The organism is Nocardia sp. NPDC019219 (assembly GCF_040632645.1).
GTDB classification, from domain to species: Bacteria; Actinomycetota; Actinomycetes; order Mycobacteriales; family Mycobacteriaceae; genus Nocardia; species Nocardia sputorum.
Genome location: NZ_JBEYCG010000024.1, coordinates 36,115 through 62,109 on the forward strand (window position 1 = coordinate 36,115; position 25,995 = coordinate 62,109).

The window sequence follows — 25,995 nt, forward strand, 5'->3', positions numbered from 1 at the left end:
CTGCGGACCGTTGTCGCCGCGCCCCGGGTCGGCAGACCGGGGCCGCTGGTCACGGGCGTCGCGCTGTTGCTGGTGGCGGCGACGTTCGTGCCGCTCGGATACATCGTCTCGACGGTCTTCTCCACGGGCGTCGAGGAAGCGACGGAGCTGGTGTTCCGGCCCAGGGTCGGTGAGCTGCTGGGCAACACGGCCGCTCTGGTGATGTGCACCGTCCCGATCTGCGTGGCGCTCGGTGTCGGGCTGGCCTGGGTGGTCGAACGCACCGACGTGCCCGGTAAGTCGTGGTGGGGGCCGGTTTTCGTGGCGCCGCTGGCAGTTCCGGCATTCGTCAACAGCTATGCCTGGGTCAGCGTCTTTCCGACCATGCACGGCCTGTGGGCGGGTGTGGTGATCTCCACGATGTCCTACTTCCCGCTGGTCTATCTGCCCGCGGCGGCCACGTTGCGCCGCTTGGACCCGGCGGTGGAGGAGTCGGCGCGGGCGCTGGGCTCGGGGCCGGTGGCGGTGTTCGCCCGGATCGTGCTGCCGCAGTTGCGCTTGGCGATTCTCGGGGGCGGGCTGCTCATCGGGCTGCATCTGCTCGCCGAGTACGGCGCCTTCGTGATGGTCCGGTTCGACACGTTCACCACGGCGATCTTCGAGCAGTACCAGTCCAGCTTCGCCGGTCCGGCGGGCAGCATGCTGGCCGGTGTGCTCGTCCTGTGCTGCCTGGCGCTGCTCGGCGCGGAAGCCGGGCTGCGCGGCCGGGCGCGCTACGCGCGGATCGGCAGCGGGGCGCCGCGCGCCGCGACCCGCATCCGATTGCGCCGCGCCACGATACCGGTGCTGGCCGCGCTCGTCGCGGTGACGGCGGGTGCGCTGGGCGTGCCGCTGTGGACCATCGGGCGCTGGCTGCGCGTCGGCGGAACGGCGGTGTGGGACCTCACCGACATCGGCAACGCGCTCGGGCAGACGGTGGGTCTGGCGGCCGTCGCCGCGCTGCTCACCACGCTGTGCGCGTTCCCGGTCGCCTGGATCGCGGTCCGTTCCACCTCCGCGTTCGCGCGGCTGGTCGAGGGCGCCAACTACATCACCAGTTCGTTGCCCGGCATCGTGATCGCGCTGGCCATGGTGACCGTGACCATCCGCTGGGCGCCCGCGCTCTACCAGACGGCGGGCATGGTGATCGCCGCCTATCTGCTGTTGTTCCTGCCCCGGGCACTGGTCAGCGTCCGGGCCGGGCTGGCTCAGGTGCCGGTGGGCCTGGAGGAGGCGTCCCGATCGCTGGGCAAATCGGCGCCCGCGACGTTCTTCCTGGTCACTTTGCGTCTCGCCGCGCCCGCCGCGGCGGCCGCGGCCGCACTGGTGTTCGTCGCCGTGGCGACCGAGCTGACCGCGACGCTGCTGCTGGCGCCCAACGGAACCCGCACGCTGGCGATGCGGTTCTGGGGCCTGTCCGGCGAACTGGACTACGCGGCCGCCGCGCCGTACGCCCTGATCATGATCGTCGCCGCGGTGCCGGTGACCTACCTGCTGTTCACCAACTCGCGGAAGGCGGCCGGGATATGAGTCGCGTTGTCGTCGCCGATGTGTCGAAGACCTTCGGGCACACCCGGGTTCTCGGCGGGATCAGCCTCGACGTGCCGGACCATACCGCGACCGCCGTGGTCGGATCGTCCGGGTGCGGCAAGACCACGCTGTTGCGCGTGATCGCCGGATTCGAGTCGCCGGATGCGGGATCGGTCTCGATCGGAACGGAAACCGTTGTCGGCGAGCGTATCTCGGTGCCACCGCAGCGCCGTAACATCGGTTACGTCGCCCAGGACGGTGCGCTGTTCCCCCATCTGACGGTCGGCCAGAACATCGCCTACGGCCTGCCCGGCTCGGGGCGCCGCAGCCGCGGGCGGGTGCGGGAGCTGCTGGAGATGGTGTCGCTGGACGCGTCCTACGCCGACCGCAGGCCGCATCAGCTCTCCGGCGGTCAGCAGCAACGCGTCGCGCTGGCCCGCGCACTGGCGCGCAAGCCGTCGGTGATGCTGCTGGACGAGCCGTTCAGCGCGCTGGACGCGGGCCTGCGCGCGACGACCAGACAGGCGGTGGCCGACACACTGCGCGAGGCGGGCATGACCAGCATCCTGGTGACGCACGACCAGGAGGAGGCGCTGAGTTTCGCCGCGCAGGTGGCGGTGATGCGGGAGGGGCGCTTCACCCAGGTCGGGACGCCGAAGGAGGTGTACGCGACGCCGAAGGACCTGTTCACCGCCCGGTTCCTCGGCGATTGCGTCCTGCTGGACGCGGTGGTGGAGGCCGACGTGGCCAAGTGCGCGCTGGGCCGGATTCCGGTGCAGCGCGGCGCCGCGGGCGGACCGGCCACCGTCATGCTGCGCCCGGAACAGCTTGTCGCGCATATCGCTTCGGAGGACGAGTCGGAGACCGGCCGGGTCCGCGCCGTCGATTTCCGCGGCGCCGACGTCATCCTGACGATCGAGCTGGACGGTACGGCCACCCCCATCCGGGTACGCCGTGCCAGCGTCGCCGCCCCGGTGACCGGGCAGCGGGTGCGCCTCGAAGTGGTCGGCACGGCCGTGGCGTACGCCGAACCGAACGACGCCGCCTGAAGCGACGCTCGATGGTGTGCCTCGGAATGCCCGGCTCGGCGGTGGCGTACACCGAGCCGGACATCGAGACGCTTGGAGCGAGCGGCGGGAATCGAACCCGCGTTAACGGCTTTGCAGACCGTTGCCTAAACCACTCAGCCACGCCCGCCTCGCCCTAGATAGTGCCCGCGACGGGTAGGCCCCGCCTACCATTGCGCTCACGGTGATCCGAAGGCTGGTCGGATGTCCCCGTCCGCCCGTGGTGACATGGAATGATCGGAACATGTCTCGGCCACGCCCGCTTCCGAACGACCCGATCGAGGAAGCCCACCGCCAGTGGGTCGGCCACGGCTGGGGCGATGTCGCCGACGGCATGGCCGCGGTGACGTCGCTGGTTCGGGCCCAGCAAATCGTGATGGCCCGGGTGGACGAGGCGCTCAAGCCGACCGGATTGACCTTCTCCCGCTACGAGTTGCTCATGCTGCTGAACTTCAGCAAGACCGGCGCGCTGCCGATGGCGAAGGCCAGCGCCCGCTTGCAGGTCCATCCCACCAGCGTCACCAACACCGTGGACCGGCTCGAAGCGGCGAAGCTCGTCGAGCGCGTGCCGCACCCCAGCGACCGGCGCGCTACCCTGATCGAAATCACCGACGCCGGGCGCGAATTGGTGGCGAAGGCCACCGAGGAACTCAACGCGAAAGTCTTCGCGCTGCCCGGCCTCCCACCGGAGCGGCTGCATACACTCCTGCAACTGCTCGCCGAATTCCGACATGCCGCGGGCGACTTCGAGACGGCGGAGGGAACGGCGCGCTGGTCGGCCACGGCCACAGACTGATTCGGCGTACCGGTCGGTCGCATACCGCGCTCGACCGATCGGCGGGTGACATTCCGGCATCCATCCGGCGAATTGCCGGGCACGCCGTCTTGGCAGCGGAGGCGAAAAGGTCCACCATGGAGAACATGGTGCTGGTCTTGGGGGTATCGGCGGGCGCTGGCGGCGCCCACGCGATGCTGACACACTCCGATCAGCCACACCTACCCCCGATCGATCGCTGCGAAGTGCCGCGGCGGGCGGGCGGTGGTGTCGAGGAGTCGGTCTTCGAGGCGATCCGCCGGATGAACGGCGCCGCCGACCGGCGCGACGAGCTGATCTCGGGCACGGCGGTGACCTGCCGCTGTCCGCTGCACGCCGACGCCATCCGCGCGGGCGTGCGCGGCCGCGGCGTCACCATCGTCGACGAGCCGCTGGCCCAGCTGCGCTATCTGCGCTTCACCGGGCAACTGCCGGACAGCGGCTCGGTGATCCTCTACGACCTCGGCAGCTCGGGGCTCACCATCACCCATGCCGACTGCCGCACCGACACGATTCTGTCCAGCAAGCGCAGCACGGTGCTCGGCGGCGACGGCTACGACGCGCTGCTGCGCTGGCGGCTGGCCCGCGACGGCGTGTTCACCGACACTTCGACCATCCGCCGCCACCGCGAGGAATTGAGCGAGGCGAGGGTGGTCACGGCGATCGACGACGGCACCGGCGACCGGGCCGTGGTCACCCGCAGCGACCTGGCCGAACTGTGCGCGGCGGGCATCCACCACTCGGTGTCGTTCGTGCGGCAGGTCATCGAAGAGACCGGAGTGCGACCGGAAGCCATGGTGCTGCTCGGCGGGTGCACCCGCAGTCCCAGCATTCGCGCCGAGCTGGCCGAGCTGATCGACCTGCCGATCGTCTACGACCCGGAACCCGAGATCGTCTCCGCGCGTGGCGCGGTGCTGCTGGCCGCCGAACGCCGGGGCGGCGACGTGCGGATGGCGCGGCTGCGCGCCGGAGCCACCCTGGTCCCGGCCGGCGTCGACCGGCGCAAGCTCATCGCGGCGGCCGCGGTCACCCTCGCTCTGGGCGCCACCATCGCCGGACTGCTCGCCACGAGCAAGGACGCGCCCAGACCGGAAGGCGACAAGGGGCCCCCGCCGGCGGAGATCGTCGTGCCCACGCCCGGAGCCTTCGGATAACCGCGACGATTCCGCCCGGCCGGACGGACCCGGCCGGGCGGCATCGCGAGGTCAGCGGTTGGTGAATTTCGCCGGACGCTTCTCGACGAAGGCGCTCATGCCTTCCTTCTGGTCCTCGATCGCGAACAGCGAGTGGAAGACCCGGCGTTCGAAGCGCAAGCCCTCGGCGAGGGTGGTCTCGAACGAGCGGTTCACCGCTTCCTTGGCGATCATGGCGACCGGCAGCGACATCGACGCGATGGTCTCGGCGACCTCGAGAGCGGTGTCCAGCAGTTCCGCGGCGGGCACGATCCGCGAGACCAACCCCGCCCGCTCGGCCTCCTCGGCATCCATGTTGCGGCCGGTGAGCACCAGGTCCATGGCCTTCGCCTTGCCGATCGCGCGGGTCAGGCGCTGCGAGCCGCCGATACCGGGGATGACGCCCAGCTTGATCTCCGGCTGTCCGAACTTCGCGGTGTCGGCCGCGAGCAGGAGGTCGCAGATCATGGCCAGCTCACAGCCGCCGCCCAGCGCGTAGCCCGCCACCGCGGCGATGGTGGGCTTGCGGAACTGCGCCAGCCGGTCCCAGCGGGCGAAGTAGTCGTCCATGAACATGTCCATGTACGACTTGGGCTGCATCTCCTTGATGTCGGCGCCCGCCGCGAAGGCCCGCTCCGAGCCGGTGATCACGATGGCCCCGATCTCGTCGTCGTGCTCGAGCTCGTCGAGCGCGGCGATGACGTCGTCGAGGACCTGCGCGTTCAGTGCGTTCAGCGCCTTCGGGCGGTTCAGCGTGATCCAGCCGACCCGGCCCTTGCGTTCCAGCAGAATCGTCTCGAAGTCGGGCCCGCCCGTCGCCCGGCCCCCGCCTCCCACGGAATCGCTTTGCGATGCGCTCATTCTTCTGCACCCTCACGGTCGGAACGGTCACGGATATCGGTGACGATAGCGGAGAAGTCCCGCCCCGCGTCCGTCTGGTTGAAGCGGTCGTAGATCGTGGCGGCGAGCAATCCGAGCTGCCCGTCGACGTTGTTCTCGCGCAAGGCGTTCGCGGCGAGACCGAGGTCCTTCGACATCAGCGCCGTCGCGAAACCGGGCTGGTAGTCGTTGTTGGCCGGACTGGTCGGCACCGGGCCCGGGACCGGGCAGTAGCTGGTGAGCGCCCAGCTCTGGCCGGAAGCCGTCGAGACCACGTCGAAGAACGACTGATGGCTCAGCCCCAGCTTCTCACCCAGCACCAGCGACTCCGACAGCGCGATCATCGACACGCCCAGCAGCATGTTGTTGCAGATCTTCGCCGCCTGGCCGACGCCGGAACCACCGCAGTGCACCACCTTGCCCCCCATCACCTCGAGCACCGGCAGTGCGGCGGCGAAGTCCTCGGCGGCGCCGCCGACCATGAAGGTCAGCGTGCCCGCCGCCGCACCGGCGACGCCGCCGGAAACCGGTGCGTCCAGTGCGCGGTGCCCAGCGGCGGTGGCGCGTTCGGCCGCGACCTTCGCGTCGGCCACGTCGATGGTGGAGCAGTCGATGAACAGCGTGCCCGGCGCGGCGGCCGGAAGCAGCTCGGCGTACACGTCGAGGACGAGTTTGCCGTTGGGCAGCATGGTGATCACGGTGTCGGCCGCGGCCGCCTCGGCGGCCGAACCGGCCACCGTCGCGCCGTCGCGCTCCGCCTGTTCCCGCGCCGCGGGCACCGGGTCGAAGGCGAGCACCTCGTAGCCCGCCCGCACCAGGTTGGCCGCCATCGGCCCGCCCATGTGGCCGAGGCCGAGGAATCCGATTCGCTTGCCCATCACGCCACCTCCGGGGTCACCAGACCCAGCTCTCGATCGCCCAGCTCGGCGAAGTATGCGTCCACCTGCGCGTCCGTCACCGCCTCGAGCGTCGCGGGCGACCATCGCGGGTTGCGGTCCTTGTCGATCACCTGGGCGCGGATGCCCTCGACCAGATCGTGCGACGACAGCGACGCGATGGAGACCCGGTACTCCTCGTTCAGCACCGCCTCCAGACTCGGCGCGGTCCGCGCCGCACGCAACGAGCGCAGCGTGACCTTCAGCGCGACCGGGGATTTCGCGAGGATCTCGGTGGCCGCCGCCCGCGCCTCGGGAGACTCGTGCGCCTGCAGCCGCGCGACGATCTCCTCGACGGAATCGGCTCCGTAGCACTCGTCGATCCAGCTCTGCCCGGCCGCGAGCGCGGATTCCGGTGCGTCCGTGGCGAACTTGGCGATCGCGATGTCGGCGCTCTCCGTGCGCAGCGTCTCCAGTAGGGCGGGCAGATCCTCCGATGCGACGAAGTAGTCGGCGAAGCCCGCCGCGATGGCGTCGCCCGCGCTCATGCGCGCGGTGGTCAGCGCGACGTGCGTGCCGATCTCGCCCGGCGTGCGGGCGAGCAGGTAGGTGCCGCCGACGTCCGGGACGAAGCCGATGCCGACCTCGGGCATGCCGATCTTGGACCGCTCGGTGACGATGCGGTGGCTGCCGTGCCCGGAGAGCCCGACGCCGCCGCCCATCACGATGCCGTCCATGATCACCACGTACGGCTTGGGGTAGCGGCCGATCAAGGCGTTGAGGACGTACTCGTCGCGCCAGAACCGCCCGGTAGCCGAATCCGCCGTGTTCGCACCGTTTTTCGCGTCGGCGTGGATCGCGACGATGTCGCCGCCCGCGCACAGGCCGCGCTCCCCCGCACCGGTGACCACGACGGTGCGCACCGAGTCGTCCTCGGCCCACTCGCGCAGCGCCCCGGTGATGGCCAGAGCCATCGAGTGATTCAGCGCGTTGATGGCCTTGGGCCGGTTCAGCGTGATCAGGCCGAGCCCGTCGCGCCGTTCGAGCAGAACGTCGTTCATGCTGTGTCCTTTCCGGCATGAGCGGGGCCCTGCGTGGTCACGCTGCGCTGCCGCCTCCGGGCCTGACCGCTCATGCCGTATCCGATTCCGGCATGAGCGGGGCCCTCCGTGGTCACGCTGCGCTGCCGCCTCCGGGCCTGACCGCTCATGCCGTGTCCGATTCCGGCATGAGCGGGGCCCTGCGTGGTCACGCTGCGCTGCCTCCTCCGGGCCTGACCGCTCATGCTGTGTCCGATTCCGGCATGAGCGGGGCCCTCCGTGGTCACGCTGCGCTGCCGCCTCCGGGCCTGACCGCTCATGCCGCTCCTACCAGTGCGCGGGCGACGACCACCCGCATGATCTCGTTGGTGCCTTCGAGGATCTGGTGCACGCGCAGATCCCGGACGATCTTCTCCAGGCCGTACTCGGCCAGGTAGCCGTAGCCGCCGTGCAGTTGCAGGGCCTTGTTGGCCACCTCGAAGCCCGCGTCGGTGGCGAAGCGCTTCGCCATCGCGCACAGCTCCACCTTGTCCGGCGCGTCGGCGTCCAGCGCCGCGGCGGCCCGCCACAACAGCGTGCGGGCGGCCTCCAATTCGATGCGCATGTCGGCGAGGTCGAATTGCAGCGCCTGATTGCGCAACAGCGGTTTGCCGAACGCGTGCCGCTCGGCGAGGTACGGCACCGTCTTGTCCAGTGCCGCCTGCGCGCCGCCGACCGAGCACGCGGCGATGTTGAGCCGGCCGCCGTTGAGCCCGTTCATCGCGATCCGGAACCCGTCGCCTTCGGCGCCGAGCAGGTTGGCGGCCGGGACCCGGGCATCGGTGAAGATCACCTGACGGGTCGGCTGCGCGTTCCAGCCCATCTTCTTCTCGTTGGCGCCGACGGAGACGCCGGGGGTGTCGGCGGGCACGATGAACGCCGAGATCCCGCGCGCCCCCGCGTCACCGGTCCGCGCCATGACGACGTAGACGTCGGTGGCGCCCGCGCCGGAGATGAACTGCTTGGCGCCGTTGAAGACGTAGTCGTCACCGTCGCGAACGGCCTTGGTGCTCAACGCGGCCGCGTCGGAGCCGACGCTCGGCTCGGTGAGCGCGTAGCTGGCCAGCAGTTCCATCGCGGTCAGCCGGGGCAGCCAGCGGTGGCGCTGCTCGTCGTCGCCGTAGCGGTCGATCATCCACGCCGCCATGTTGTGGATGGAGATGTAGGCGGCGATGGCCGGGCAGCCGGTGGCCAGTTGCTCGAAGATGCGCACGGCGTCGAGCCTGCGCAGCCCGGAACCGCCGACGTCCTCGCGCACGTAGATGCCGCCCAGGCCGAGCGGGCCCGCCTTGCGCAGCACGTCCACCGGGAAATGTTTCTGCTCGTCCCATTCCAGCGCGTTGGGGGCGAGGAATTCGTCGGCGAAGCCGCGCGCGGTGTCGCGGATCGCCTTCTCGTCGTCGTCGAGTGCGAACATCCGCGTCAGTCCATCGTCGGGATGACGAACGCGTTGCTCTCCTTGAGTCCCGCGGGCCAGCGCTGCGTCACCGTCTTGGTCTTGGTGTAGAAGCGGATCGAGTCCGGGCCGTGCTGGTTCAGATCGCCGAAGCCGGAACGCTTCCATCCGCCGAAGGTGTAGTACGCGATCGGCACCGGGATGGGCACGTTGATGCCGACCATGCCGACCTGCACGCGCGCGGCGAAGTCGCGGGCGGTGTCGCCGTCGCGGGTGAAGATCGCGACCCCGTTGCCGTACTCGTGCTCGTTGGCCAGCCGCAGACCCTCTTCGTAGTCCTCGGCGCGGACCACGCTGAGCACCGGACCGAAGATCTCCTCGCGGTAGATCCGCATCTCCGGCGTCACCTTGTCGAACAGCGTCGCGCCGACGAAGTAGCCGTCCTCGGCGCCCTCCACGACCAGGCCGCGACCGTCCACCACCAGTTCGGCGCCCTCATCGACGCCGATCTGGACGTAGTTGTTCACCCGGTCCACACCGTCGCGCCCGACCAGCGGCCCGTAATCGGCGCCCGGGTCGTCGGACCGGCCGACGTTGAGCTTGTGCACCCGCTCGGTCAGCTTGGCCACCAGGCGGTCGGCGGTCTCCTCGCCGACCGGGACGGCCACCGAGATGGCCATGCAACGCTCGCCCGCGGACCCGTAGCCCGCGCCGATCAACTGGTCGGCGACGTCGTCGAGGTCGGCGTCCGGCATGACGATCGCGTGGTTCTTCGCGCCGCCGAAGCACTGGGCGCGCTTGCCGTTCGCTGTCGCGGTCTCGTAGATGTACTGCGCGATCGGGGTGGAGCCGACGAAGCCGACGGCCTTGATCCGCGGATCGTGCAGCAGCGTGTCGACGGCCTCCTTGCCGCCGTTGACCACGTTGAACACACCGGGGGGCAGACCGGCCTCGAGGAACAGCTCGGCCAGCCGCAGCGGCACCGAGGGGTCGCGCTCGGAGGGCTTGAGCACGAACGCGTTGCCGGTGGCCAGCGCGGGACCGGCCTTCCACAGCGGGATCATGGCCGGGAAGTTGAACGGGGTGATGCCCGCGACGACGCCGAGCGGCTGGCGCATCGAATACACGTCGATGCCGGTGCCCGCGCCCTCGGTGTACTCGCCCTTGAGCAGGTGCGGGATGCCGGTGGCGAATTCGATGACCTCCAGGCCGCGCTGGATGTCACCCTTGGCGTCGGCGATGGTCTTGCCGTGCTCGGAGGACAGCAGGGCGGCCAACGAGTCCATCTCGTCCTGCACCAGGGTCAGGAACTTCATCAGCACGCGCGCCCGCTTCTGCGGGTTGAACGCGGCCCACACCGGCTGCGCCGCCTCGGCGTTCGCGATGACCGCCTCGACCTCGGACTTGCTCGCCAGCGGCACCCGCGCCTGGACCTGACCGAGATTGGGATCGAAGACGTCGCCGAAGTTGCCGGACGTGCCCGGCACATGCTGCCCGCCGATGAAATGGGTGAGTTCGCGAACCATGCCAGTCCTGTTCTCGTAGCGATCGGAACACCGCGGTGCGGTATGCGGTCATCCTATAGTTGGACGTCCAAGTATCAGCAATGGCGCAGGGTCGATGTGATTCATCCCACGCCGTCCCCAGGTGAAGGTTCCGATGCGCCTCCGGCCCGCCCAGGCGGCTCAGCGGTACAGCCTCCCCAAGAGGTAGCCGAGCCCGACGTCCCCGATCCGGCGCCACCGCCCGATGGCCGCCTGCGCGGTCGGCGGAGCCATCGGTTCGTTCGCCACCTACGGCTTCGGCACGGGAACGGCCGGATCGCCTTCCTTCTGCCGCCGCGGTCGCGCCAAACGGAACGCGCCCAACGCCAGCGTGATCGCGCCGATCACCACGACCACCGCCGCCGCGCCGAGCGAGTCGCCGGTCCAGTCCGAGACCGCCTCCCCCGCCGCGACCGCGATGGCCACCCCGCCGCCGATGACGAGCACCGCCGACCGCTGGGTCGCGTACAGCGCGAAGCAGACCACGGCGATGAGCGCCGTGATCCCGTAGGCCCAGATCCGGCCGTCGATGTCGAGGGTCTGCGCGGCCGCGACGGACGTGACGATCGCGACCAGGTAGCCCACCCGGACGTCGATCAACGCGCCGACCCGAGTCAGCGCGAACCACGTCCCGCCGAGCACCAGCACCGCCACACTGCCCCAGTTGTCGTCGAGACCGAACACCTCTGTCGCCAGCCCTGCCACGGCAGCGGGCACGAAGCAAGCGCAGACCAGCAGTCCGACCACCGTGGGCAGCGCCAGGTAACCGAGTACGGCGACCACCGCTCCCGCCGCACAGGCGAACACCCACGCGGCGTCGGTGCTCGCATGCTCGAGCGCGGTGCCGACGGACCCGGCGAGCGCGACGGATCCGAGCGCGAAGAGCACGGCCGCCAGCCTCGCCCGGGCACTGCTCGCGCCACCGGTCGGCACCCGTGCCAGCAGAACGCCCCCGAGCAGCAGACCGGCCGACACGACGGCGAGCACTCCCACCCGGACCGGCCGGTCGAGCGCATCCCAGGACGACGCCGCGACCAGGGCGATCCCACCGAACAGCAAACCGGCGCCGACATACGAGGCGATCTCGGCGAGCACCTTCCCGCGCGCCACCGCCGCCGCCCGCTCCACGGCGAGCGCCGCGAGCACCGCGTCGGCTTGGTCGCGGGTCAGCACGCGCTCGGCGACCAGCCGCCCTACCGCGGCATCCGCCCTGTCGTCGCTCACCATGGGCCCAGTATGTCCGAGTCGGCCGCCATGACAACACAATCGGGCGGAGCCCGGTATCGGCACGGACACCTCCGTCTGGTGGTCACATCGAGGCGCGCACACCCAGCTGGGCGCGCGCGTCCCAGGTCGACCGCTACCGAACAGCCGTCCTCCGCTGACCCGGAACCGCACGGCAGCAGTGGCGCGAACCACCCCGCGGCGACGGCTGGCGATGTGATGACAGTCACCGTACGATTAGTTTGACGTCCTAGTATCGGGCGACAATGGAATCCCCGGAGGAGTCCCGTGGCCGACAGCAGCGCGCTCTACACGCCCACCCACCCCGTTCGCTTCGTCACCTCGGCGGCCCTGTTCGACGGGCACGACGCGGCGATCAACATCATGCGCCGCATCCTGCAGAGCCAGGGCGCGGAAGTGATCCACCTCGGCCACAATCGCTCGGTCAGCGAGGTGGTCGACGCCGTGCTCACCGAGGACGCCCAGGGCGTCGCGGTCAGCTCCTATCAGGGCGGCCATGTCGAGTATTTCGAATACCTCGCCGACGCGCTGCGCAAGGCCGGGGCCGGGCACGTGCGGATCTTCGGCGGCGGCGGTGGCGTGATCGTGGCGGAGGAGATCGCGCGACTGGCCGAATCCGGCGTGACCATCTTCTCCCCCGAGGACGGCCAGCGACTCGGCCTGCCCGGCATGATCAACCAGCTGATCCGCGCCTGCGACATCGATCTCGCGGCCGAGCCGCCTGCGGCGGACGCGGTGCTCGCCGGCGAGCGTGCCGCCTTGGCGCGCGTCATCACGTGCCTGCAAGCGGACGCGCTGCCCGAGGCCGACCGGCGGAAGCTGGCCGAGGCCGCGGCGGCGCGAACCGTGCCGGTGCTCGGCATCACCGGCACCGGCGGCTCCGGAAAGTCCTCGCTCACCGACGAATTGGTGCGCAGGTTGCGGTCGGATCAGCAAGACAAAGTGCGCGTCGCGATCCTCGCCGTCGACCCGACCAGGCGGCGCGGGGGCGGCGCGCTGCTCGGCGATCGCATCCGGATGAACGCGCTCGACGGCGAGCACGTCTTCTTCCGTTCGCTGGCCACCCGCGGTGGACACGAATTGCCGGACAACATCGACCTCATCGTGGCCGCCTGCAAGGCAGCGGGATACGACCTGATCATCTTGGAGACGCCCGGCATCGGTCAGGGCGACGCCGCGGTGACCGACCACGTCGACGTGTCGATGTACGTGATGACGCCCGAGTTCGGCGCCGCTTCCCAGCTGGAGAAGATCGACATGCTGGACTACGCGGACGTGGTGGCCATCAACAAGTTCGAGCGCCGGGGGGCCGCGGACGCGCTGCGCGACGTGGCCAGGCAGCTGATCCGCAACCGCGAGGAGTTCCACGCCGCGCCGGAGGACATGCCGGTCTTCGGCACCAGCGCGGCCACCTTCAACGACGACGGGGTGACAGCGCTCTATCAGCACCTGACCGGGTTGCTCGCCGGACACGGCCTGCGGCTGGAGCCCGGCGCGCTGCCACGGGTGGACACCCGCACCTCCACGCGTTTCGCCCAGCTCATTCCGCCCGCGCGGGTGCGCTACCTCGCCGAGATCGCCGAGACCGTGCGCGGCTACCACGCCGAGACCGCCGCCCAGGTCGCCGCCGCGCAACGGCTGCAACGCTTCGAGCAAGTCGCGGCCGAGCTGCCCGCCGACACCGCGGTCGCCGAACTCGCCGAACGTGCCCGCGCCGACCTGACGCCCGCGAACGCCGCGCTGCTGGCCGAGTGGCCCGCGCTCGCCGAGTCCTACCGAGGGGAAGAACAAGTGGTCCGGGTGCGCGACCGGGAGATCCACACCCCACTGCGCCGGGAGACGCTGTCCGGCAACTCCATTCCCCGCGTCGCCCTGCCCCGCTTCACCGATCACGGAGAGCTCCTGCGCTTCCTTCGCGCGGAGCACCTGCCCGGACGGTTCCCCTTCACCGCCGGAGTTTTCCCGTTCAAACGGGACAACGAGGACCCGGCGCGCATGTTCGCCGGCGAGGGCGACCCGTTCCGCACCAATCGCCGGTTCAAAGTGCTCAGCGAGCATTCCGACGCGAAAAGACTGTCCACGGCGTTCGACTCGGTGACGCTGTACGGCCACGACCCCGCCGAGCGGCCCGACATCTACGGAAAAGTCGGCACCTCCGGCGTATCGATCGCCTCGCTCGACGACATGAAGGTGCTCTACGACGGATTCGATCTGACCGCGCCGAGCACCTCGGTGTCGATGACGATCAACGGCCCCGCGCCGACGATCCTGGCCTACTTCCTGAACACCGCGATCGACCAGGCGCTGGACCGCTTCGCGGCCGAGCAGGGACGGCCGCCGACCGAGGCCGAGGCCGCCGACCTGCGCGCCCGCACCCTGGCCACGGTGCGCGGCACGGTGCAGGCCGACATCCTCAAGGAGGACCAGGGCCAGAACACCTGCATCTTCTCCACCGAGTTCAGCCTGCGCATGATGGCCGACATCCAGGAATGGTTCGTGCGCAACGGCGTGCGCAACTTCTACTCGGTGTCGATCTCCGGCTACCACATCGCCGAGGCGGGCGCGAACCCGATCAGCCAGCTTGCCTTCACCCTGGCCAACGGATTCACCTATGTGGAGGCGTATCTCGCGCGGGGTATGCACATCGATGACTTCGCGCCGAACCTGTCGTTCTTCTTCTCCAACGGGATGGATCCGGAGTACTCGGTGATCGGCCGGGTGGCCCGCCGCATCTGGGCGATCGCCATGCGCGACCGCTACGGCGCCAACGAGCGATCGCAGAAGCTGAAGTACCACATCCAGACCTCCGGACGGTCGCTGCACGCGCAGGAGATGAACTTCAACGACATCCGCACCACGCTGCAAGCGCTGATCGCCATCTACGACAACTGCAACAGCCTGCACACGAACGCCTACGACGAGGCGGTCACCACCCCGACCGAGGAATCGGTGCGCCGCGCGCTGGCCATCCAGCTCATCATCAACCGGGAGTGGGGGGTCGCGATGAACGAGAACCCCTTGCAAGGCAGCTTCCTGGTCGACGAACTCACCGATCTGGTCGAGGAGGCGGTGCTGGCCGAGTTCGAGCGGATCAGCGAACGCGGCGGCGTGCTCGGCGCGATGGAGACCGGCTACCAGCGCGGCAAGATCCAGGACGAATCGATGCGCTACGAACAGCGCAAGCACGACGGTTCACTGCCGATCATCGGCGTGAACACCTTCCGCAACTCCCATGACGAGCCGCACCGGGAGCTGGAGCTGGCGCGCGGCACCGAAGCGGAGAAGCAGTCCCAGCTGCGGCGGGTGCGCGAATTCCAGCAGCGCAACCGGGACGCCGCCCATGCCGCGCTCGCCCGGCTCGAAGCGGTCGCCCGCACCGACGACAACATCTTCGAGGTGCTCATGGAGGCGGCCCGGGTGTGCACGTTGCAGCAGATCACCGACACGTTCTTCACCGTCGGCGGACAGTATCGCCGCAACGTGTGAGCCGTGCGCGTGCAGGCTCGGTCGGTGTCCCGGCACGGCCCGGCTCACGCTCGCGAGCCGGGCCCGCCGCACGTATCGCCGAGCGAGACGGCTGCCGCGGATTCCGGGCCCGCCGCGCGCGGGCATGTGACAATCGCCGAGCAAACCTTCGGCGCGGTTGGGATGGCAGGTATGGACCTCTCGGGTATTCGGATCATCGACGCACACATCCACCAGTGGGACCCGTTCGCCACACCGCGGGATTTCAGCGCGTTGGCGAAACTGTTCCGGCTGCTGCCGGTTCCGGTGGACGCGGCGAAGCGGCTGGCCCCGCGGCGGGACCGCGAGTTCGTCGGAGATCCGGTCGCCTACCTGCGGCCCTACCTGCCGTTCGACTACCGCGCCGATGCCGGGAACGCGCCGATCGAGGTGATCGCGCACATCGAAGTCGAATGGTCGCAGCCGGGACCACTGGGGAAGGCCGGGGAGACCGCCTGGGTGGCCGGGCTGCCGCTGGAGGCGGCGCCACGGCTCGGCGCGATCCTCGCGGGCGGCGACCCGGCGGACCCCGGGTTCGCGGACCTGCTCGACGCACACGCGGCCGCCTCACCGCTGCTGCGGGGTATCCGCACCATGGTCGCGCACCATCCCGATCCCGGCGTGCGATCGTTCACCGACGCCCCCGGCAAGCTCACCACCAAGGAATTCCTCGACGGCTTCGCGCACCTGGCCGAGCGCGGCCTGTCCTTCGAGGCGTGGGTGTACTCGCACGCCATCCCCGACGTCACCGCGCTGGCCGAACGGTATCCCGAGGTGCCGATCGTGCTGAACCACCTCGGCACGCCCGCGGGGATCTTCGGCGCGGTCGGCAAGCACACCGGCAGCAATCCGGGACTACGCAGGCAGCTACTGGTGCGGTGGCGCGACGATCTCGCCGCACTGGCCGCGCGCCCGAACGTGGTCGCGAAGGTCAGTGGGCTGATGATGCCGATCCTCGGCCATCCGATCCCCCCGCGGGGCACGCCGACACCGGTGCCGCAGCTGCTCGACCGGATCGGCCCGTTGGTCGAGCACGCCGTGGACGTCTTCGGCGCGGACCGTCTCATCTGGGGTTCCAACTTCCCGGTGGACAAGCCCGTCACCAGCATCGCGAACAGCATCGAGGCGATCGCGACCGCCGTCACAGGCCACGGCGGCGGACCCGCCGAACTCGAGCAGATTTTCCGGACCACCGCGCAGCGCGTGTACCGGATCGCGGACTGACCCGGTTGTCGGTGCCCAGGGCTGGCATTCGCCGCGTGAAAGCCACCGGCACGTTCTCCGTGAGTTCCTTCGTCCCGACCGAGGTGGTGCCCGATCCCACGATCACCACCGCGTTGCCGGTCGGCGTCGCCCTCATCGCCAAGCAGTTCAGCGGCGCGATCGAAGGCCGCTCGTCCACCGTGTTCACCGCCGCGTTCGACCAGGCCACCGGTGTGGGCAGCTACACCGCGATGGAGTCGTTCGAGGGCACGCTCGACGCAGCCGCGGGCGCCTTCAATTTCCTGCACGTCGCGAGCACGAGCGGCGCCGACCGCACGAACGAATTCTGCGTGATCGTACCCGGCAGCGGCACCGGCGACCTCGCGGGTATCACGGGTACGGGCGGACTGCATGTGGATGCCGACGGCACACACCACATTTGGTTCGACTACGAATTGTGAGTCGCCCGGGCCAGTTGCGCGGTGAGAGTATCGCGGGCAGTCGCCAGCGACGGCCCGTACCAAGTGAGGGCGCGACCCTCGACCAAGGCGACCGGGATATCCGGAAAGGCTTCCGGCCCATCAGTTTCGGTGAAGGCATAGGGTTCGTCGGGCAGTACCGCGAGCTCGACGCCTTCGATCAGCTCGGCCTCCGTGACGCGCGGATAGCGGTCGGGTCGATCGGCGTGCACCAGCCGCAGGCCCAAGCGGTGTGCGATGTCACCGGTGAACGTGTTCCGTCCGACCACCATCCACGGGTTCCGCCAGACCGGGATGACGGCGGCGCGCGCCGGTTCGGGAGGTGCTGCCGCCCAAGCGGACCGGGCCTCGGTGAGCCAAGCCGGGATGTCGACGCCGAGCGCCTCCGCGCAGAGCCGGGCGAGGGAGACCATGGCCTGCTCGACGGTCTCGATCTCGGTCACCCACACCGGAATTCCCGCCGTACGCAGACATTCGACGTCGAGGCGACGGTTCTCCTCTTTGTTGCACAGCACCAGGTCGGGGGCGAGTTCGATGATGCGACGGACATCCGGATTCTTTGTGCCACGGACGCGTTCGACCGCCAGATCGTCTGGATGCGTGCACCATTGCGTGGCGGCGACCAAGACTTCCGGACACGTCCGCGCCACCGCCTCGGTCAGTGATGGGACGAGCGACACCACCCGGCGCGGGGGCGTTCGCAGATCCACCGGCGTGCCGAGGTCGTCGCGGGGCGGCCGGGCCGCTGGGCTCCTTCCTGCCACGCTGTCAGCCTATAACAGGAGATTTGCGCAGGTGGGCTCGCTTTTCTCGACTCGGCGGCGGTGGGTGCGGCGATCCGGCGATGTGAGGTGACGGTTCGGCAAGTTCGGCGCAAGGGCAGCGTGCGGGCGTTACTGGGGCAGTTCCGCATCGGGTCGCGCGGCGCGAGACTGGATAGCGGCACCCGGCGTCGGGAAGTCTCCGGTCCCTTCGCTCCGCCGGTATCGATCCCGCCCCGACAGACCGGCGGTAACCGACAGCCCCGATGCTGGGTGCCCACCAATTTCACCGGTCGAACAGCCGATACAGCGCCGTGAGTTCGCGCAGGCCGGTCGCGGCGGTGGTCTCGTCGGCCGAGGTCATTCGCAGCGCCCTGCGCAGCAGCATCGGATCCAGGTCTTCCGGCGCGGGACGGAATTCGACGGCGGGCAGATCCGGCAGGACGATGTTCTCGCCGTACGGGTCGTCGTCGACGGCGGGGCTCGGCTCGCGTTCGATGCCGCCGATCAAGGTGTCCAGGTCGAGTCCGCGCAGGGTCAGGATCTCGCGCGGGCGTTCGTCGAGCCGCTCGGCCAGCAGGTAGCAGACCGCCGCCACATGCTTGCACGGCCAACCAGGATCAGGGCAGGTGCAGGTGAAATCCAGATCGGCGGCGGTGCTCGGCAGCAGCAGCGGTCCGAGTCCGGTAGGCAACGCGCCCGAGGCGATCTCGGCGAGCATGCCGGGAGCCGCGCGGATGGTCTCGATGAGCAACTCGAGTTCGTCCTCGCGCAACGGGCGCACGGTGAACACCGCCGTGAAGGGCTTCGGTTGACTGCCTTGCACTTCCGCCGTCACCGCGCCCGGCTCGATCCGGTAGTTCACCACCTGACCGGACCTGGCGTAGTTGCGGCCGCGCGCCAACCGGCCCGGCTCCGCCATCCGCTCGATCGATTCCACCAGCGCCTTGCCCCACCAGGTGCGCCCGAATCCGCCGCGCCTGCTGCGTGCCTCCACACCGCCGCGCACCGGCAGCTTCTTCCCGTACTCCGAGTAGTCGACGAACGGACTCATTCGCCCACCGCCGCCGCTCCGAGGGTGAACAGGTCGCGCAGTTCGTCGGTGCTCAGCTCGGTGATCCAGTTCTCCCCCGCGCCGACGGCCAGATCGGCGAGTTGCCGCTTGCCGTTGATCATCTCGTCGATCCGCTCCTCGATCGTGTCCACGCAGACCAGCTTGCGCACCTGGACGTTGCGCTGCTGGCCGATCCGGAAGGCGCGGTCGGTGGCCTGGTTCTCCACGGCGGGATTCCACCAGCGGTCCAGGTGCACCACGTGATTGGCGGCGGTGAGGTTGAGGCCGGTGCCACCCGCCTTGAGCGACAACAACATCAGTGGCGGACCGTCCGGCGTCTGGAACCGGGTGACCATCGCGTCGCGCTTCTTCTTCGGCACGCCACCGTGCAGGAACGGGATCTCGGCGCCGAACCGCTCGGCGAGGTAGGGCGCCACCAGCTCGCCGAATTCCCGGAACTGCGTGAACAGCAGAGCTTTCTCCCCGTCGGCCAGCACCGCGTCCACGACGTCCTCGACGAGAGCGAGCTTGCCGGAGCGGTGCGCCCCGCGGTGCAGCACGCTCGACCCGTCGCCCAGGAAATGCGCGGGATGGTTGCACACCTGCTTGAGCCGGGTGAGCGCACCGAGCACGGCGCCCTTGCGCGCCATGCCCTTCGCGTCCTTGATTTTCGCCAGCATGTCGTCCACGACCGCCTGATAGAGGGCGGCCTGCTCGACGGTGAGATTGGCCCGCACGGTCATCTCGAGCTTCTCGGGCAGATCGCTGATCACCGTGGGATCCGTCTTCACCCGGCGCAGCACGAACGGCTGGGTGAGCCAGCGCAGCCGGCTGATCGCGTTCTGGTCGCGCTCGCGTTCGATGGGGACCGCGAAACGGGCCCGGAAGGACTGCGCGCTGCCCAGCACCTTCGGCATCGCGAAATCCATGATGGAGCGCAGCTCTTCCAACCGGTTCTCCACCGGGGTGCCGGTGAGCGCCAGCCGATGCCGCGCGGGCAACGACCGCGCCGCCCGCGCCTGCCGCGTACCGGCGTTCTTGATGTGCTGCGCTTCGTCCAGGACGACGCGGTCCCAGTGCTGCCTGCCCAGTTCCTCGGCGTCGCGCGCGAGCAGCGCGTAGGTGGTGATCACCAGGTCCGCGGCGGCGACCGTCTCGTCGAGTTGGGCCCCGGCCCGCCGGCCCGCGCCGTGATGCACCCACACCCGCAGGTCGGGGGCGAACCGTTCCGCCTCGCGCTGCCAGTTGCCGACCACCGACATCGGGCACACCAGCAAGGTCGGGCCCGGCGGCTCGGCCGGCTCCGGCGTCTCGCGTTCGTGTACCAGCAGAGCGAGCACCTGGACGGTCTTGCCGAGTCCCATGTCGTCGGCCAGGATCGCGCCGCACCCCATCCGGCTCATGGTGGCCAGCCAGGCCAGGCCCCGCTGCTGGTAGGGGCGCAGGTCGGCCTTCAGTCCGACGGGCGCGGCGACCGCTTCCGGCTCCCGCGCGCGGTCGAGCAGGTCACCGGCCCACCCGCTGGCGGTGACCTCGGTGATCGGCACCTGCGGCACCCGTGAGACGGCGATCTCGCCGAGCATGTCCGCGAAGGTGACCGGGGTGTCGTCGGCGTGCGCGGCGACATACCGGGCCGCGGCGGCCAGCGCCTTGTGATCGGCCTGCACCCACTGGCCGCGCAACTGCACCAGATCGGACTTGCCGCGCACCAGGCGCTCCATCTCGGCCGTGGTCAACACCATGTCGCCGAGCGCCAGCTCCCAGCGATAGGCGACCAGGCCGCGCAGACCGACCGTGCTCTCCGCGGCGGGCGCCGCGCTGTCCACGCGCAGGCGCATGCTCGGTTCGGCGACGCTCCAGGCTCGCGGCAGCAGCAACTGGACCCCGGCGGCGTGCAGGGCGTGCGCGCCGTGCGCGACCAGATCCAGCACCACCTCGGTGGGCAGCAGCAGGTCCATGCTGCGCGGATCGCTCGGCAGATCACGCAACCTCGGATACGCCCGCTGGGCCGCGCCGAGCTTGTCCACCGCGATCCGCACGAGATTCGGATCCTCGTGCAGGGGAACGGTTCTGGGCGCCTCCCCGGTCAGGCGCAAGCACACCTCCAGCCGCCACAGCGCGACGGACTCGTCGGCGAGCCCGAGTTCGCCGTCCGGTTCCAGCAACCGCAGCACCAATTCCGGCTCGTCACCGGTCAGGCTCGCGCGCCAGCGCTCCAGCACCTCGGCGACCTGATAGCTGCCGTTGTCCAGCGGAGTGTCGCCGACCAGGGCGGCCACCAGGGGATGCGGCGAGTCCGGCGGGTCGGCCAGCGACCGCGCGATCGGATCGGTGAGCTCGGTGACCATGTCGTCCAGCACCGCGGCCGGACGCCCGGCCACCCGCAGGGCCTGCGGCATCGCGACCGCGAGTTCGGCCAGCCAGGCCCGCTGCCGCTCCCCGCCGACCAGCCGCCAGCGCACCCACCACTGGCCGTCCTCCCGGCGCAGGTCCGGCACGACACGCCCGGCACGCACCCAGCGTTCGATGCCGCGCGCGACGTGCGCGAGAAAACGCAGATCGCCCGCCACCAGCCCGGCGGGCAGTCGCTGCCGCAGCGCCTCCGCCGCCGCGAGCGGGGCCATCGCGTGCGCGCGCACCCGCTCGGTCGCGGCGACGCCGTTCGCGACGACCAGCACCTCGGCGCGGTGCCGGAACCTCGACGCCCGCAGCACGCTGCCCAGCGGATCCGGCAGCCCGGTGGACGGCGCGGCGACCGGCGAGTCGTGCCAGAGCAGCAACCCGGATCCCGGCGACCACAGTCCGTGCAGCATCAACCCATCCAAGCAGGCGGGTCCGACACGGCGGCGCGCCCAGTGCCCCGACCGTTGTGGATTTCTTCGGGTAACCGGCACATACTGGAATATCCGCAGGTCATCGCAAACAACCGCAGCTTGGTGTCAAGGAAGCGGAGGAAGCAGCATGACGATCCTGCTCCAGGTTCTCGAGCAGAGCTTCACCCCGACGACCGCGTGGGAACGGCGGAAATTCACCTTCGTGCATGCCGACAAGATCGTCGGCATGCGGCTCGACGGGCAGTGCGGCGTGTGGCTGGACCTGTCGAGACCCGGTGAATCGCAGCGGCTGGCCCGCACCACCGACCCGCGCGAGGCGATCACGTTCCTGCTCACCACCTTCGCCAAGATCGCCGAATGCGAGGAGCGCGGCGGCTCGTGGGTGATCGGGCACGACGGAACGCATATCGAGTCGATCGCCGCCACCCGGTTCCCGCCCCGGGCCAGCGAGGTCGCCGACGACGATCTCTTGGCCCGCGCCTGGCTGTAGGTCCGCGGCAGCGGATCAGCTACCCGTCGCGACCGGCCGTTTCGGATCGTTCGACCACTGTGACCACGACCCGGGATACAAGGCCGCCTCCACGCCCGCGACAGCGAGCGCCGCGACCTGGTGCGCCGCTGTCACGCCGGAGCCGCAGTACACGGCCACCGGCCCGGATCCGAACCCGGCGAAGCGGTCGCGCAGTTCCTCCACCGCGCGGAAGCGGCCCTCCGCGTCGAGATTGTCGGCGGTCGGAGCGCTGAGCGCACCGGGGATGTGCCCGGCCCGAGGATCGATCGGCTCCACGTCACCACGGAAGCGCTCGCTCGCCCTGGCGTCCAGCAGCACGCCCTTCCAGCGAGCGGCCGCGTCCGCGTCGATCACGGGCAGCTGTCCGGGGCGCAGTTCGACATCGCCGGGCTCGGGGTCGGGCTCGGCGCCGGTCGCGACCGGGCCGCCCGCGCCGATCCAGGCGGGCAGCCCGCCGTCGAGAATGCGCACGTCCGCGACGCCCGCCCAGCGCAGCAGCCACCAGGCGCGGGCGGCGGCCATGCCGCCGGTGGCGTCGTAGACGACGACCGGATCGCCCTCGCGCAGCCCCCAGCTGCGCGCGCACTTCTCCAGCTGTGCGGGGTCCGGCAGGGGATGCCTGCCGCGCGCGGGTGAAGGCGGTGCGGCCAGTTCGGTTTCCAGGTCGACGAACACCGCGCCGGGAATGTGACCGTCGAGGTAGTGCTGCGGCCCGTCCGGGTCGCCCAGCGCCCATCGCACATCCAGTAGGCGAAGCCGCTTGTCCGCCAACGCTTCCCGCAGTTCCTCCGGTGAGATCAGTACCGCGCTCAACTCAGCTCCTCGTCCCGAATCGCGTCCTCGCGCACCGACTCCCCCACCCTACGCACCCGGATGTGCAGATGTCGCCGAACTCTCGTGCCGCGTGCCGCCCGGGCGGCCAAGTCAGGCCAGTTTCGGCGCACTGGCAGGCGACACGCCCTCGTGACCAGCGGCAATATCCGACCGATGTCGAACGCTTCCACTGCCGAAACCACCGCGACCCGGGAACCCGAACGGGCGCGGGCCGGGCTCGTGCCGCCGATCAGCGCGGGCGCGGTGACGGCGCTGGTCGGGTTCACGAGCTCCTTCGCCGTGGTGCTGAGCGGGTTGACCGCGGTGGGCGCGAGTTCCGCGCAAGCCGCGTCGGGTCTGCTCGCGCTGTGCGTCACGCAGGCGATCGGCATGCTGGCGCTGAGTTACCGCTACCGGATGCCGATCACGCTCGCCTGGTCCACGCCGGGCGCGGCGCTGCTGGCGGGGACGGGCGCGGTGGCGGGCGGCTGGCCCGCCGCGATCGGGGCGTTCGTGGTGACGGGCGCGCTGATCGTCGTCACCGGGCTGTGGCAGCGGCTGGGCGCGCTGGTCGCGGCGATCCCGGTGGAGATAGCGCAGGCCATGTTGGCGGGTGTGCTGCTGCCGCTGTGCCTGGCGCCGGTCCGGGCGGTGCAGACGAGCCCGGCGGTGGTGGCGCCGGTGATCCTGGTCTGGCTGGTGCTGCAACGGTACGCGCAGCGCTGGGCCGTGATCGCGGCCTTCGCGACGGCGGCGATCGGGGCCGCGATCAGCATCGCGGTGCAGCACCGGCGCCTCGACGTCGGCGCGATGGCGCCGCGGCTGGAACTGACGGTGCCGCACTGGAGCTGGCAGGCGCTGATCGGCGTGGCGATCCCGCTCTACATCGTCACCATGGCGTCGCAGAACATTCCGGGCACCGCGGTGCTGGCCTCGTTCGACTACCGGGTGCCCTGGCGCGCGGTGATGACCGTCACCGGGCTCGGCACCGTCGTCGGCGCGCCCGCGGGCGGGCACGCGATCAATCTCGCCGCCATCAGCGCCGCGCTGTCGGCCGCGCCCGCCGCGCACCCGGACCCGAAGCGACGCTGGATCGCCGCGTTCACCGCGGGCGGGATATACCTCGTGCTCGCACTGGGCTCGGCCGCGCTGGTCACGCTGATCGCCACCGCTCCGGCGGGCACGCTGGAAACCGTGGCCGGGCTGGCCCTGCTGGCGACCTTGGCGACCGCGCTCGGCGCGGCGCTGCGCTCCGAACACCGCGAGGCGGGCGTCGTCACCTTCGTCATCGCCGCCTCCGGCGTCGGCTTCGCCGGCATCGGCGCGGCCTTCTGGGCGCTGCTCGCCGGGCTCGTCGTGCGGAGCGTGTTGCGTCAGCCGGAACGGAAGTAGTTGAACCGAGGCCGACCACAGCCCGCGCCGGACCGATCAGAGGCTCAGCAGTAGGCGACCTTCGATCACAACGCCCGCCGGGCCGAACAGCTGCCCACCGAGCCGAACACAGCCTCCACAGCCGACCGGCGACAGCAGCCGGACCAGGGCCGCCCCAGCCCGCGCCGGTCCGAGGCGGCCACGAGATGAGCGCGAAGTCCAGACCACTGCCCGCGCCCGGGAGCCGGGAGCCGGGAGCCGGGAGCCGGGAGCCGGGAGCCGGGAGCCGGGAGCCGGGAGCCGGGAGCCGGGAGCCGGGAGCCGGGAGCCGGGAGCAGCCTACGCCCGGAGCGCGGCTTGGAAGCGGCGCATTCCGTCGAGCCAGCGATCGTAGTCGGAGCCCTTGTGGCGGTACATCTTCAGCACTTCCGGATGCGGAAGGATCAAGAAGCGTTCCTCGGCCACCCCGGCGAGCACGATCTCGGCGACGTCCTCCGGGGACAGCACCGCGCCCGCGCTCGTGACCGCCTTCACCGCGAGTTCCGCCTCGGCGGCGTGCTCGGGCGGAACGAGGCCGCCCCGCAGCAACCGCGTGTCCACGCCCATCGGGCACACGCAGCTCACCCGGACCCCCCGGTCGCCGTAGGTGACCGACAGCCACTCCGCGAAACCGACGGCCGCGTGCTTGGACACCGCGTAGGGCGCCGAACCGAGCTGGGTGAGCAGTCCCGCCGCCGACGCCGTGGCGACGAAGTAACCGCCGCCGCGCGCCAGCCATCCGGGCACCAGCAGCCGCGCGGCGCGGACGTGGGCCAGCACGTTGACCTCCAGCGCGGCCGACCACTGCTGGTCGGTGCTGTCCAGACCCGCGCCCCCGCCGATGCCCGCGTTCGCGAAATACAGGTCGACCGGCCCGAACTCCGCCTCGGCGCGATCGATCAACGCGCGGATCACCGTTTCGTCGGCCACATCCCCGCCGACCGCGACCGCCCCCGGCCCGAGAGACTCCGCGACTCGCACCGCGCTCGCCTCGTCGAGGTCGGCGAGCACCACACGCGCACCGGCGTCGACGAGCCGGGCGGCCAGCGCCGCCCCGATCCCCGCGCCCGCCCCCGTGACAATGGCAACTTTGCCCGAAATCTCCATCCCCGCACCCTAGCGGGCCGCACCGGCCCGCTGCCGACACCGCGTGGGCTGCGGTGGCGGAGCGGCGGCCGGAATGCCGCGCCGGCGGTCAGCCGGAATTCGCCAGCCGGTCCAGCAGCGGGGCGGTGCGCGGACCGACCAGCTCGCGCATCACCAGCGCCATGTTGGTCCGCTCGACGCCGGGGATCTTGAGGATCTGCCCGGCGATGCGATACAGGTCGTCGGCGTCCTGCGCGACCACCCGCACCGTGAGGTCGGTGAGTCCGGTCATGCCGCACACCTCGGTGACCTCGGGCACCTCGGCGAGTTCGTCCACCACCGAATCCAGCCGGTGCTGGTCGACGACGACCGCGACGAACGCCGCCAGCGGATAGCCGAGCGCGCGCGGCTCGACGCGCCGCTCGAAGCTGCCGAGCACGCCGCCCGCCTCCCAGCGGGACAAGCGGGCCTGCACGGTGTTGCGGGACAGGCCGAGCCGCGTGGCCAGCTCCACACCCGTCGCCCTGGGATTGGCGACCAGTTCCAGCAACAGCCTGGCGTCGGTGGCGTCCAGCCTCACGCCGACGTTTTCTCTGGTCATACCACGCAGTATGACATCACGCCGGGGTGCCGAATTGAGCATTCTGCCCATCCGCTGGTCGGCCACTTGCGCAGTCCGCATTCGGGTGGATGCTGTGAGGTAGACCACATCGTGTGCGTC

21 protein-coding genes and 1 tRNA gene are annotated in these 25,995 nt (G+C 70.5%); 9 read left to right on the forward strand and 13 right to left on the reverse strand.

Features of this window, described 5'->3' with window-relative positions:
- Both ABZ552_RS32050 and ABZ552_RS32055 read left to right on the forward strand, forming a co-directional pair.
- Positions 1-1,548 (forward strand): iron ABC transporter permease, encoded by a 1,548-nt coding sequence (locus tag ABZ552_RS32050; protein WP_357441683.1) that lies wholly within the window; start codon positions 1-3, stop codon positions 1,546-1,548.
- A complete protein-coding gene (locus ABZ552_RS32055; RefSeq protein WP_281875247.1) occupies positions 1,545-2,597 on the forward strand; it encodes an ABC transporter ATP-binding protein in 1,053 nt (350 codons plus the stop codon). Before ABZ552_RS32050 ends, ABZ552_RS32055 begins: the two co-directional genes overlap by 4 nt.
- 73 nt (positions 2,598-2,670) lie before the next feature.
- Here ABZ552_RS32055 and ABZ552_RS32060 read toward each other — a convergent pair.
- Positions 2,671-2,745, reverse strand: a tRNA-Cys gene (locus ABZ552_RS32060).
- A 114-nt stretch (positions 2,746-2,859) separates the two neighbouring features.
- Here ABZ552_RS32060 and ABZ552_RS32065 point away from each other — a divergent pair.
- Both ABZ552_RS32065 and ABZ552_RS32070 read left to right on the forward strand, forming a co-directional pair.
- The gene (locus ABZ552_RS32065; protein ID WP_281875248.1) at positions 2,860-3,411 is read left to right on the forward strand and encodes a MarR family transcriptional regulator; all 552 of its coding nucleotides are present in this window, start codon (positions 2,860-2,862) and stop codon (positions 3,409-3,411) included.
- 125 nt (positions 3,412-3,536) lie between these two features.
- On the forward strand, positions 3,537-4,583 hold the full coding sequence (locus tag ABZ552_RS32070) for an Hsp70 family protein (protein WP_357441633.1): 1,047 nt from the start codon (positions 3,537-3,539) through the stop codon (positions 4,581-4,583).
- A gap of 51 nt (positions 4,584-4,634) precedes the next feature.
- On the opposite strand, the gene ABZ552_RS32075 is transcribed toward ABZ552_RS32070, so the two are convergent.
- From ABZ552_RS32075 to ABZ552_RS32100, 6 genes are all read right to left on the reverse strand, one after another.
- Positions 4,635-5,462 (reverse strand): enoyl-CoA hydratase, encoded by an 828-nt coding sequence (locus ABZ552_RS32075; protein ID WP_281875251.1) that lies wholly within the window; start codon positions 5,460-5,462, stop codon positions 4,635-4,637.
- Positions 5,459-6,358, reverse strand: a complete 900-nt coding sequence (gene mmsB, locus ABZ552_RS32080) for a 3-hydroxyisobutyrate dehydrogenase (protein WP_357441635.1) — start codon at positions 6,356-6,358, stop codon at positions 5,459-5,461. The genes ABZ552_RS32075 and mmsB overlap by 4 nt, the downstream gene beginning before the upstream one ends.
- Positions 6,358-7,416 (reverse strand): enoyl-CoA hydratase/isomerase family protein, encoded by a 1,059-nt coding sequence (locus tag ABZ552_RS32085; protein WP_357441637.1) that lies wholly within the window; start codon positions 7,414-7,416, stop codon positions 6,358-6,360. The genes mmsB and ABZ552_RS32085 overlap by 1 nt, the downstream gene beginning before the upstream one ends.
- Before the next feature lie 295 nt (positions 7,417-7,711).
- Entirely contained in the window at positions 7,712-8,851 is a 1,140-nt protein-coding gene (locus ABZ552_RS32090) for an acyl-CoA dehydrogenase family protein (RefSeq protein WP_281875254.1), read from the reverse strand.
- Positions 8,852-8,856: 5 nt separating this feature from the next.
- The gene (locus ABZ552_RS32095) at positions 8,857-10,356 is read right to left on the reverse strand and encodes a CoA-acylating methylmalonate-semialdehyde dehydrogenase (protein ID WP_281875255.1); all 1,500 of its coding nucleotides are present in this window, start codon (positions 10,354-10,356) and stop codon (positions 8,857-8,859) included.
- A gap of 267 nt (positions 10,357-10,623) precedes the next feature.
- Positions 10,624-11,601: a DUF2157 domain-containing protein gene (locus tag ABZ552_RS32100; protein WP_281875256.1), complete on the reverse strand. Its 978-nt coding sequence runs from the start codon at positions 11,599-11,601 to the stop codon at positions 10,624-10,626.
- 285 nt (positions 11,602-11,886) lie between these two features.
- On the opposite strand from ABZ552_RS32100, the gene icmF reads away from it, so the two are divergent.
- The 3 genes from icmF (at position 11,887) to ABZ552_RS32115 (ending at position 16,787) form a co-directional block, all read left to right on the forward strand.
- On the forward strand, positions 11,887-15,105 hold the full coding sequence (gene icmF / locus ABZ552_RS32105; protein WP_357441639.1) for a fused isobutyryl-CoA mutase/GTPase IcmF: 3,219 nt from the start codon (positions 11,887-11,889) through the stop codon (positions 15,103-15,105).
- Positions 15,106-15,276: 171 nt separating this feature from the next.
- A complete protein-coding gene (locus ABZ552_RS32110; RefSeq protein WP_281875258.1) occupies positions 15,277-16,347 on the forward strand; it encodes an amidohydrolase family protein in 1,071 nt (356 codons plus the stop codon).
- 35 nt (positions 16,348-16,382) lie between these two features.
- Entirely contained in the window at positions 16,383-16,787 is a 405-nt protein-coding gene (locus ABZ552_RS32115; RefSeq protein WP_357441641.1) for a DUF3224 domain-containing protein, read from the forward strand.
- Here the strand turns inward: ABZ552_RS32115 and ABZ552_RS32120 are convergent.
- The 3 genes from ABZ552_RS32120 to ABZ552_RS32130 form a co-directional block, all read right to left on the reverse strand.
- Positions 16,775-17,569 carry a helical backbone metal receptor gene (locus ABZ552_RS32120; protein WP_357441643.1) on the reverse strand — a complete coding sequence of 265 codons (795 nt, stop codon included), beginning with the start codon at positions 17,567-17,569 and terminating at the stop codon, positions 16,775-16,777. The two genes, ABZ552_RS32115 and ABZ552_RS32120, sit on opposite strands and share 13 nt — an antisense overlap.
- A gap of 283 nt (positions 17,570-17,852) precedes the next feature.
- Positions 17,853-18,620: an SWIM zinc finger family protein gene (locus ABZ552_RS32125; protein WP_281916752.1), complete on the reverse strand. Its 768-nt coding sequence runs from the start codon at positions 18,618-18,620 to the stop codon at positions 17,853-17,855.
- Positions 18,617-21,433, reverse strand: coding sequence for a DEAD/DEAH box helicase (locus tag ABZ552_RS32130; protein WP_281916751.1), 2,817 nt, complete (start codon positions 21,431-21,433; stop codon positions 18,617-18,619). The genes ABZ552_RS32125 and ABZ552_RS32130 overlap by 4 nt, the downstream gene beginning before the upstream one ends.
- A 148-nt stretch (positions 21,434-21,581) precedes the next feature.
- Here ABZ552_RS32130 and ABZ552_RS32135 point away from each other — a divergent pair, with 148 nt between their 5' ends.
- Positions 21,582-21,944: a hypothetical protein gene (locus tag ABZ552_RS32135; RefSeq protein WP_159839282.1), complete on the forward strand. Its 363-nt coding sequence runs from the start codon at positions 21,582-21,584 to the stop codon at positions 21,942-21,944.
- A 15-nt stretch (positions 21,945-21,959) separates the two neighbouring features.
- Here the strand turns inward: ABZ552_RS32135 and ABZ552_RS32140 are convergent, their stop codons facing one another.
- The gene (locus tag ABZ552_RS32140; RefSeq protein ID WP_281919463.1) at positions 21,960-22,766 is read right to left on the reverse strand and encodes a sulfurtransferase; all 807 of its coding nucleotides are present in this window, start codon (positions 22,764-22,766) and stop codon (positions 21,960-21,962) included.
- Between the two features lie 186 nt (positions 22,767-22,952).
- On the opposite strand from ABZ552_RS32140, the gene ABZ552_RS32145 reads away from it, so the two are divergent.
- A complete protein-coding gene (locus ABZ552_RS32145; RefSeq protein ID WP_281916750.1) occupies positions 22,953-24,170 on the forward strand; it encodes a benzoate/H(+) symporter BenE family transporter in 1,218 nt (405 codons plus the stop codon).
- A 318-nt stretch (positions 24,171-24,488) separates the two neighbouring features.
- On the opposite strand, the gene ABZ552_RS32150 is transcribed toward ABZ552_RS32145, so the two are convergent.
- Together ABZ552_RS32150 and ABZ552_RS32155 are read right to left on the reverse strand one after the other, a co-directional pair.
- Positions 24,489-25,295 (reverse strand): SDR family oxidoreductase, encoded by an 807-nt coding sequence (locus ABZ552_RS32150; protein WP_281875265.1) that lies wholly within the window; start codon positions 25,293-25,295, stop codon positions 24,489-24,491.
- 88 nt (positions 25,296-25,383) lie between these two features.
- Positions 25,384-25,875 carry an Lrp/AsnC family transcriptional regulator gene (locus ABZ552_RS32155; RefSeq protein ID WP_281875266.1) on the reverse strand — a complete coding sequence of 164 codons (492 nt, stop codon included), beginning with the start codon at positions 25,873-25,875 and terminating at the stop codon, positions 25,384-25,386.
- Positions 25,876-25,995 lie beyond the last annotated feature (120 nt).